The sequence below is a fragment of the uncultured Wocania sp. genome (assembly GCF_964021735.1).
Classification (GTDB): Bacteria; Bacteroidota; Bacteroidia; order Flavobacteriales; family Flavobacteriaceae; genus Wocania_A.
Window position 1 is genome coordinate 1 of the sequence record NZ_CAXIBN010000117.1, and the last position, 10387, is coordinate 10387.

The following is a 10387-nucleotide window of genomic DNA, read 5'->3' on the forward strand; positions in this document are numbered from 1 at the left end:
GACGTAAAAAAGATATAGTGGATAGCCCGACACCTCTTGTGGTAACGTCCAAATAACTAAAATAAAAAAGCGCATTATAAAAATGCGCTTTTAAAATCCCAAAAATTTATAAATGTGACTAACTCAAATAATTAAATAATTGTGGACTGTCCTAAATGAATATTTTTAAAGTTTAAATTGGTTTCTTCTGGATTGTTTATATAATCTTCAATAAAATCGCCCACTTTTGTGGTGCTTATATTATCGTATTTAGTATTCAAATCTGGTGTTGTAATATGAAGTTTTAACGATTTATCTACAGCTTGTCGCACCAAAGCAGCTTCCTTGTTTAACCCAAAATGATCTAGCAACATAGCAGCCGATAAAATGGATGCTATGGGGTTTGCAATACCTTTATTAGCAAATTTACCATAGGCACCATGTATAGGTTCAAACATAGCGTGCTTATCGTTTATTGAAGCCGATGCTAGTAAACCAATAGAGCCAACAATAACGCTAGCTTCTTCAGATAAAATATCGCCAAACATGTTTTCAGTTAAAATAACATCAAATTGCCTTGGGTTTATAATAAGCTCCATGGCTGCATTATCGATGTACAGAAAATTTAATTTAACATCTGGATATTGTGATGCCAATTCTTGAACCACTTTACGCCATAAGCGAGACGTTGCTAAGGCATTGGCTTTGTCTACCAAAGTAAGTTTACGCTTTCTTGATTGTGCTGCTTTAAAGGCTAAATGTGCGATGCGTTCAATTTCAAAGCGTGAGTATTCGCAAATATCTGAAGCCGAATCGTTAGTTAATTTTTTCTCTCCAAAATAAAGTCCTCCAGTAAGCTCGCGATAAATTAAAATATCAGTATCGCGTATTTGCTTAATTTTTAAAGAAGATTTATTCAATAAATCTTCATAGGCTATAACAGGTCTTATATTGGCATATAAATCCAACGATTTACGAAGTCCTAAAAGCCCATGTTCTGGTCTTATTTTAGCATCAGGATCCATATCGTATTTAGCACTGCCAATAGCACCAAATAAAATAGCATCTGCATTTTCGCAAATGTTAATGGTTTCTTCTGGCAAGGCATTACCCGTTTTTTCAATTGCCGAAGCGCCAACAAGTGCTTTGTTAAAAGTGAATAGATGACCAAATTCCATAGCTATAGCTTTTAAAACCTTAACGGCTTGTGCTGTAACTTCTGGACCTATACCATCGCCTGGTAAAACGGCAATATTTAATTTCATCTATTTAATTTTAAGCTGAAACAATTTCTCTGTAAACTTTACTTTTCTCTATAATTTTATGAATGTCTGAGTCATCAACTTCTTTCTTTTTGTCGGCAAAATCTAAAAAGTTAGTGTAAATTTCATCTAACTGAAGTTTCGTTAATTCGTAGCCTATATTTTTTGCTCTATATGCTAAAGCAGCTCTACCGCTTCTTGCTGTTAATACAATGGCAGATTCGGTTACACCAACATCTTTAGGATCTATAATTTCGTAAGTTTCACGATTTTTAATCACACCATCTTGATGAATTCCAGAGCTATGTGCAAAAGCATTAGCACCAACAATAGCTTTGTTTGGTTGCGTATAAATCCCCATACTATCCGACACTAATTGGCTAATGCCATAAAGCATTTCGGTTTGAATATTAGTATCTAAATTTAAGTAAGGATGTTGTTTTAATATCATAACAACTTCTTCTAAGGCTGTATTTCCTGCACGCTCTCCAATGCCATTAATAGTGCATTCTATTTGACGTGCTCCATTAATTACACCCTCAATAGAGTTTGCTGTTGCTAAGCCTAAATCGTTATGGCAATGGCACGACAAAATAGCTCTATCGATACCTTTTACGTTTTCTTTTAAATACTTAATTTTTGCACCGTATTCGTGCGGTAAACAATACCCCGTAGTATCTGGAATATTCAAAACAGTTGCTCCAGCTTTTATAACCGCTTCGCAAACACGAGCTAAATATTCATTATCGGTTCTTCCAGCATCTTCGGCATAAAATTCAACATCTTCAACAAAAGATTTAGCATAACTAACAGCTTTTACTGCGCGTTCAATAATATCTTCTTGAGTCGATTTGAATTTGTGTTTTATATGAGAATCTGAAGTACCAATCCCCGTATGAATTCGTGGTGTTTTGGCATATTTTAAAGCTTCAGCAGCTACTTTTATATCGTTTTCAACAGAGCGTGTTAGCCCACAAACTGTTGCGTGCTTAACAATTTTAGATATTTCTTCAACCGATTTAAAATCGCCAGGACTTGATACAGGAAAGCCAGCTTCTATAATATCTACACCTAAATTATCAAGCTGTTCTGCTATAATTAATTTTTGTTCTGTATTAAGTTTACAACCAGGGACTTGCTCGCCATCGCGAAGTGTTGTATCAAAAATTTGGACGTTATTATCAGACATTTAGTAAAATATATTTTCGTATTGTATTACGAATGTATATTTTGGTTTCTTAAAATGAGAATTCAACATACATTTTTTACGATGTTTAACTTAAGTGTTAGGTTTTTAAATAATTGAAAATTAATAAGTTAAGTGTGTTTTAATAATTATGACAAAAGAGCAAAAAGATAATTTGTTTGTATTGGTAAAGTCGCTGTCTAAATCTGAAAAAAGACAGTTTAAGCTTTACGTAGGTAGATTGGGTGTAAATGAAGACTCAAAATTTTTGATGCTTTTTAACATTCTTGATAAGCTTTCAGTTTATGATGAAGCCGTTATTTTAAAGAAAGGGATTGTTAAAAAACAGCAATTATCAAATCTAAAAGCGCATTTATATAAACAGATTCTTATTAGTTTAAGATTGAATCCGTCACATCAAAATATAAGGATTCAAATACGAGAACAACTCGATTTTGCCACTATTTTATATCACAAAGGGCTTTATAAACAAAGCTTAAAAATTTTAGATAAAGCCAAAACTTTAGCAATAAACAACGAAGAAAAAAACATTGCTTATGAAATTGTTGAGCTTGAAAAAATAATTGAATCTCAATATATAACTCGAAGTTTAAATAATAGAGCAGACGAGTTAACAGTTCAGGCTAAAGAGCTTAGTTTACAAAATGTTTTGGCTAGTAAATTGTCTAATATATCATTGCAATTATATGGTTTATTTTTAAAAACGGGCTATATCAAAAATGATACAGAACATAAACGCATAACAAAATATTTTAATGACAGACTGCCTAAATACGATATTAATAAGTTAGGATTTAGGGAGAAATTATGGCTATATAAAGCTTATTTATGGTATAGTTTTTTAACCTTAGATTTTTTATCGTGTTATAAGTATGCTACTAAGTGGGTTAATCTTTTTTATGAAAATAAGGATATGATTGTGCTAAATCCTGTCTTTTTTTTAAGAGGAAACCACTATTTATTAGAAGCTTTATTTTATTTAAGGCATTATGAAAAATTTAAAGAAACACTGTTTAAGCTTGAAGAGGTTACTAAAGAAAAGTGGTTTCCTTTGGATGATAATAATGAAAGTTTAGCCTTTTTATATATTTATAATAACAAATTTAATTTGCATTTTATAGAAGGTAGTTTTGCTGAAGGTTTACCTTTAATAGATGAGGTTTTAGAGCAATTAAAGAAATACAAAAACCGTATAGACGAGCATCATGTTATGGTGTTTTATTATAAAATAGCGAGTATGTATTTTGGTGCTGGAGAAAACAAAAAGTGTATTCAGTTTTTAGAAAAAATAATTAGCAATAAATCGCTTCAAATGCGCGAAGATTTACTGTGTTTTTCTAGAATATTAAACTTGGTAGCGCATTACGAAGCTGGAATGGATTATAACTTAGATGTATTAATAAAAAGCACCTATAAGTTTTTAATTAAAATGGAGGACTTGTACGAAGTACAAAAAGAATTTATTAAATTTTTAAGAGGTTTAGGTGATATCTATCCACAAGATGTTAAAGCGGAATTTATTAAACTGCATAAAAAATTAAAGGAATTTGAAGATGATCCTTACCAAAGCAGGGCATTCCTTTATTTAGACATCATTTCGTGGTTAGAATCTAAAATTGAAAACAAACCCGTTGGCTTCATAATTAGAAATAAATTTGAAACTGAAATTTTGCAGAATCCATAATTTTTCAAAAAAAATCAAAAAAAATTAGGATTTTAAATTTTTCTAACTGAATATTTGTACTCACAAAGTTCAATAACTTATTGAAATGTTATCAAGAAAGGTGGAGGGATTAGACCCTGCGAAACCTTAGCAACCCTTTATTCGTAAAGAAGGTGCTAAATTCTACTTAAACTACTAAATATAATTAGTGTTTTAGATAGATAACCAAACAAAATTACTTTCTGTAATTTTAATAATTTCTTTTTAACATTTTTCTATTAAGTACGCTTTTACAAGCGCATTTTGGCTTTTGGTTTAATCATTTATTAACTCAAAAAAATTAGAAAAATGAGTACACAAAAATTAGCAACTAATGCATTACATGCTGGGCACGACGTAACTACAAACGCAGGAACTAGAGCTGTGCCAATTTATCAAACTACATCGTATGTTTTTAATAATTCCGATCACGCAGCTAACCTGTTTTCATTAAAAGAACTAGGGTTTATATACACCCGTTTAAACAATCCAACAAATCAAATATTACAAGACCGTTTAGCTGCAGTAGAAGGTGGTATTGGAGCAGTAGTATTCGCTTCTGGAACATCTGCTATTTCAACAGGTTTACTAACGTTGTTAAAAGCTGGAGATCATATTGTAGCATCAAGTAGTTTGTATGGTGGAACATATAACTTGTTAAGCGTAACATTACCGCGTTTGGGTATTACAACTACTTTTGTTGATGCGTCAAATCCAGAGAATTTTGCTGATGCTGTACAAGATAATACTAGAGCCTTTTTTGTTGAGTCTTTAGGAAATCCAAAATTAGATGTATTAGATTTAGAAGCTATTTCAGTACATTCAAAAGCCGCTGGAGTTCCTTTTATTGTTGATAACACAGTGGCAACGCCAGTATTGTTAAATCCACTAAAACATGGTGCAGATATTGTAATCCACTCATTAACTAAATATATTGGCGGACAAGGAACGTCTATTGGAGGAGCCATTATTGACGGTGGAACTTTTAATTGGGCAAATGGTAAATTTCCAGAATTTACAGAGCCATCAGCAGGTTATCATGGTTTAGTTTATCACGAAGCTTTAGGAGCTGCATCCTATACTTTTAAATTAATTTTAGAAGGTTTAAGAGATTTTGGTGGGGCGTTAAGTCCAACAAACGCATTCAATATTATTCAAGGTTTAGAAACACTTCCAGTAAGAATCAAGCAACATAGTGAAAACGCGTTGGAAATTGCCAAATGGTTAGAGGCTCAAGATGAAGTGGCTTGGGTAAATTACCCAGGTTTAGAGTCTAGCAAGTATAAAAAACTAGCAGATAAATACTTGCCAAAAGGACAAAGTGGTATTGTAACTTTTGGACACAAAGGTGGTTTTGATGCGGCTAAAAAGATTGCAGATAACACCAAATTATTTTCGTTGCTTGCTAACATTGGTGATACTAAATCACTTATTATTCACCCTGCAAGTACTACACATCAGCAATTAGATGAAGCTGAACAAGCATCGGCAGGTGTGTCTTCAGATTTAATTAGGCTATCTGTAGGTATTGAAGATATAGACGATTTAAAAGACGATTTAAAAGCAGCTTTTAAAACCATTTAATCATAATTGAGTTTTAATTTTATAGGTGTAAAAAACAAATAACAGTTGAAAGAAGAACTATCACATATTATCATTTCAAACTTTATTACTGAAAGTAAAGCGGTAAATTCTGAAATTAAGTTAAGCTATCAAGTGTTTGGTAAACCTTTAGGTACAACACCAATAGTGTTAGTAAACCATGCTTTAACAGGAAATAGTAATGTTGCGGGAGAAGGAGGCTGGTGGGCAGATCTTATTGGCGATAACAAAGTTATAGATACTAAATTATACTCTGTTTTAGCCTTTAATATTCCAGGCAATGGGTTTGATGGTTTTGTTATTGAAAACTATAAAGATTTTGTTGCACGAGATATTGCTAATCTATTTTTATTAGGACTAGAAGCATTAAAAATTGAAAAATTGTTTGCTGTTATTGGAGGCTCTTTAGGCGGTGGAATTGCTTGGGAAATGGCAGTTTTAAAACCCGATTTTACAAAGCATTTAATTACGGTAGCTACCGATTGGAAATCAACAGATTGGTTAATTGCCAATTGCCAAATTCAAGAGCAATTTTTATTAAATTCTAAGAATCCGGTACACGATGCAAGAATGCATGCTATGCTGTGTTATCGTACTCCAGAATCGTTTAAGGAACGTTTTCAACGCTCAAAAAATGAAGATTTAGAAATTTTTAATGTTGAAAGTTGGTTGCTACATCATGGTAATAAATTGCAGGAGCGTTTTCAGCTTTCAGCTTATAAATTAATGAATCAGTTGTTAAAAACCATTGATGTAACAAAAAACAGAAAAAACGATTTTAATGTTTTAGAAAACATTAAAGCCAACATTCATATTATAGGTGTCGATTCCGATTTGTTTTTTACAGCCGAAGAAAACAGGCAAACCCATAAACAATTAGCGGTTACAAACCCTAATGTTACCTATAATGAAATTAATTCGGTGCATGGACACGATGCATTTTTAATAGAATATGAACAATTAGAAAAAATAATAGAAGGCATTTTTGTGCCAAATTCTAAAAAAAGAAAAATGAAAGTATTAAAGTTTGGAGGAAAATCTTTAGCAAACGGAGATGGATTACATAAAGTGCTTTCCATTATTGAAAATAAAGTAAATGATGGCGAAAAAATTACAGTAGTAGTTTCAGCTAGAGGCAATGCCACAGATGATTTAGAAGCTATTTTAAACAAAACCTTAAAAGGTGAAGATTACCAAGAATCGTTACAAGCATTTAAAGCATATCAAAAAGAACCTTTAAAAACGATTGATTTTTCAGAAGAATTTTCAATCCTAGATAAATTGTTTGAAGGTGTTAGTTTATTACGTGATTACAGTCAAAAAACTAAAGACGAAATTTTAGCACAAGGTGAATTGTTAACTATAAAACTATTGTCTAGTTTATTAAATGAAAGAGGAATTAAAGCTAAGGCTACAGATTCAAGACAACTATTTAAAACAGATGACACCTTTGGTAATGCACAACCAATTTCGCAAATATCAAAAGATAACGTTCGTAACTATTTTAAGCAAAATGCAGATGCAGTAAATATTGTAACAGGCTTTATTGCTTCTAATTCTAAAGGAGAAACCACTACTTTAGGAAGAAATGGGAGTAATTATTCCGCAGCATTATTAGCAAATTTTTTAGATGCTGAAGAGCTTCAAAATTACACGCATGTAAACGGAATTTATACGGCAAATCCAGATTTGGTTGCCGATGCCCAAAAGATTAGAGAATTATCTTTTAGTGAAGCTAACGAATTAGCTAATTTTGGAGCTACTGTTTTACACGCTAAAACTATAATTCCGTTAGTAGAAAAAAATATCAGTCTTCGTATTTTAAACACCTTTAACCCTGATGATGAAGGCACGCTAATTACAGCAAAAACAAGTTCAAAAGAAGTAACCTCGTTATCCGTTTTAGACAACGTTGCGTTGTTAAATTTAGAAGGTCGCGGATTATTAGGTAAAATTGGTGTCGATGCCAGAATTTTTAGAGCTTTAAGCGACCATGGTATTAGTGTAAGCATTATTTCTCAAGGATCTTCAGAAAGAGGTATTGGGTTAATTATTGATGCAGAAAAAGCGACTCAAGCTGTTATTGCTTTGGAGCGCGAATTCGAAAGCGATTTTTACTCGCAAGATGTGAATAAAATTGAAGTGGTTGATGATGTCTCAGTAATTTCAATCATTGGAATTGAGCTGAGTTCTTTTCATAAACCGTTTAATGCCTTAATAAAAAATCAAATTACGCCACTATTATTCAATAATACGGTTACAGGCAGAAATGTGAGTTTGGTTGTTAAAAAAAATCAATTACATAAAGCCGTTAATGTAATTCATGGGGAGGTTTTCGGAATTTCTAAAAAGATAAATATTGCCATTTTTGGTCACGGCGGAGTTGGAGGCGCATTAATCAATCAGATTTTAAAATCAAAAAATGAGATTGAAAAACGCAAAGGCATCAATCTAAATGTGTTCGCCATTGCCAATTCAAGAAAACTCATTTTAAACAAAAAGGGAGTCAATGAAAATTGGCAAGATGATTTAAAATCTACTTTACAAGAAAGTTCAATCGAATCTATTATAGCATTTGCAAAATCACATCATTTAGAAAATTTAATTGCAGTTGATAACACTTCAAGTTCGGAGTTTCATTCAAATTACGTACCATTAGTAGAAGCTGGTTTCGATTTGGTGTCGTCTAATAAAATTGCTAACACCATTTCACACGATTTTTATACTCATTTAAGAGCTCAATTAAAAGAAAATAATAAGGATTATTTATACGAAACTACTGTGGGTGCAGGTTTACCTTTAATAGATACCATTAAATTATTACATGAATCTGGAGAGAATATTACCAGAATTAGAGGGGTGTTTTCAGGAACGTTGAGTTATTTGTTCAATAATTTTTCTGTGGAAGACAAACCGTTTAGCGAAATTATTCAAGAAACCATTGATAAAGGTTTTACAGAACCAGACCCGAGAGAAGATTTTTCAGGAAACGATGTGGCGAGAAAGTTATTAATTTTAGCCAGAGAATTAGATTTACAAAACGAATTTGAAGATGTTGAGGTTCAGAATTTAATTCCTGAAGCCTATCAAAATATTTCGGTTGAATCATTTTTGAGTCAGTTGGATGTTTTAGATGAAGAATTTCAAAAGATAAAAGACAATCAAGAAAAAGGACATGTTTTAAGATATGTGGGTGATTTATCAGGAGATTTATCACAAGATAAAGGAAACTTAGAAGTGAAATTAGTATCCATTCCAGAAGATAGTACTTTAGGTCATGTAAAAGGAAGTGATGCCATTTTTGAAATTTTTACAGAATCTTATGGCGAGCAACCCATCGTTATTCAAGGCGCAGGAGCAGGGGCAGAAGTTACTGCAAGAGGGGTTTTTGGAGATATTTTAAGATTGTCGAAACACATTAACTAGTGTCAGGTCGATTGCAGTCGAGACCTAAAAGAAACAAAAAATGAGTAAACAGAAAAAACAATTCGAAACCGAAGCTATTCGTACACAATTAAATCGTACCGAATTTTTAGAACATACAAGTCCGTTATACTTAACATCAAGTTTTATTTTTGAAGATGCCGAAGATATGCGTGCTTCTTTTAGTGAAGAAAAAGAACGTAATATTTACAGCCGTTTTACAAACCCAAATACTTCAGAGTTTGTAGATAAAATTTGTAAAATGGAAGGCGCCGAAAGCGGTTATGCATTTGCCACAGGAATGGCTGCGGTATTTTCAACCTTTGCAGCCTTGTTAAATAGTGGCGATCATATTGTTTCTGCACGCTCAGTTTTTGGTTCAACACATACACTGTTTACTAAGTATTTACCAAAATGGAATATTACAACTAGCTATTTTGATATCAACGAACCCGAAACTATTGAGCATTTTATTACGCCTAAAACAAAAATTTTATTTGCAGAATCACCAACAAATCCAGCTATTGATATTATCGACTTAGAGTTGTTAGGAAACATTGCCAAAAAACATAATTTAATTTTAGTCATCGATAACTGTTTTGCAACACCATATTTGCAGCAGCCTATAAAGTTTGGAGCGCATTTGGTTATTCATTCTGCAACCAAATTAATTGACGGACAAGGACGTGTTTTAGGTGGTGTTACTGTTGGAAATGCAGATTTAATTCGTGAGATTTATTTGTTTGCCAGAAATACAGGACCAGCTTTATCACCTTTTAATGCGTGGACTTTATCTAAAAGTTTAGAGACCTTAGCTGTGAGAGTCGATAAACATTGCGAAAACGCCTTAAAAGTAGCAGAGTTTTTAGAAGCCCACCCAAAAGTAAGTTGGGTAAAATACCCGTTTTTAAAATCGCATCCGCAGTACGAAGTCGCTAAAAAACAAATGAAGCTTGGTGGAAATATTGTCGCTTTTGAAGTTAAAGGCGGTATTGAAGCAGGGCGGGAATTTTTAGATGCTATTAAAATGTGTTCTTTATCTGCTAATTTAGGAGATACCAGAACTATTGTAACGCATCCAGCAAGTACAACACACAGCAGTTTAGCAGAAGCAGATAGATTAGTGGTTAATATTACCGATGGATTGGTACGTGTTTCTGTTGGCTTAGAACATGCAGATGATATTATTGCGGATTTGGAGCAGGCTTTGGG

At 32.6% G+C, this 10387-nt stretch carries 6 protein-coding genes and 1 riboswitch; of the genes, 4 read left to right on the forward strand and 2 right to left on the reverse strand.

Going from position 1 to position 10387, the window contains the following annotated elements; genetic code table 11:
* Positions 1–131: 131 nt before the first annotated feature.
* Together leuB and AADI82_RS10705 are read right to left on the reverse strand one after the other, a co-directional pair.
* A complete protein-coding gene (gene leuB, locus AADI82_RS10700) occupies positions 132–1244 on the reverse strand; it encodes a 3-isopropylmalate dehydrogenase (RefSeq protein ID WP_341216430.1) in 1113 nt (370 codons plus the stop codon).
* 10 nt (positions 1245–1254) lie between these two features.
* Positions 1255–2430, reverse strand: coding sequence for a 2-isopropylmalate synthase (locus AADI82_RS10705; protein WP_341216431.1), 1176 nt, complete (start codon positions 2428–2430; stop codon positions 1255–1257).
* 148 nt (positions 2431–2578) lie between these two features.
* On the opposite strand from AADI82_RS10705, the gene AADI82_RS10710 reads away from it, so the two are divergent.
* The 4 genes from AADI82_RS10710 to AADI82_RS10725 all read left to right on the forward strand — a co-directional run.
* Positions 2579–4132 carry a hypothetical protein gene (locus AADI82_RS10710; protein ID WP_341216432.1) on the forward strand — a complete coding sequence of 518 codons (1554 nt, stop codon included), beginning with the start codon at positions 2579–2581 and terminating at the stop codon, positions 4130–4132.
* 85 nt (positions 4133–4217) lie between these two features.
* A riboswitch (SAM riboswitch) is annotated at positions 4218–4339 on the forward strand.
* A gap of 120 nt (positions 4340–4459) precedes the next feature.
* Positions 4460–5734 carry an O-acetylhomoserine aminocarboxypropyltransferase/cysteine synthase family protein gene (locus tag AADI82_RS10715; RefSeq protein WP_341216433.1) on the forward strand — a complete coding sequence of 425 codons (1275 nt, stop codon included), beginning with the start codon at positions 4460–4462 and terminating at the stop codon, positions 5732–5734.
* A gap of 45 nt (positions 5735–5779) precedes the next feature.
* On the forward strand, positions 5780–9178 hold the full coding sequence (gene thrA, locus AADI82_RS10720; RefSeq protein ID WP_341216434.1) for a bifunctional aspartate kinase/homoserine dehydrogenase I: 3399 nt from the start codon (positions 5780–5782) through the stop codon (positions 9176–9178).
* A 40-nt stretch (positions 9179–9218) separates the two neighbouring features.
* Positions 9219–10387, forward strand: a 1169-nt coding sequence (locus AADI82_RS10725; protein WP_341216435.1) for an aminotransferase class I/II-fold pyridoxal phosphate-dependent enzyme, incomplete at its 3' end; no start/stop codon positions are given.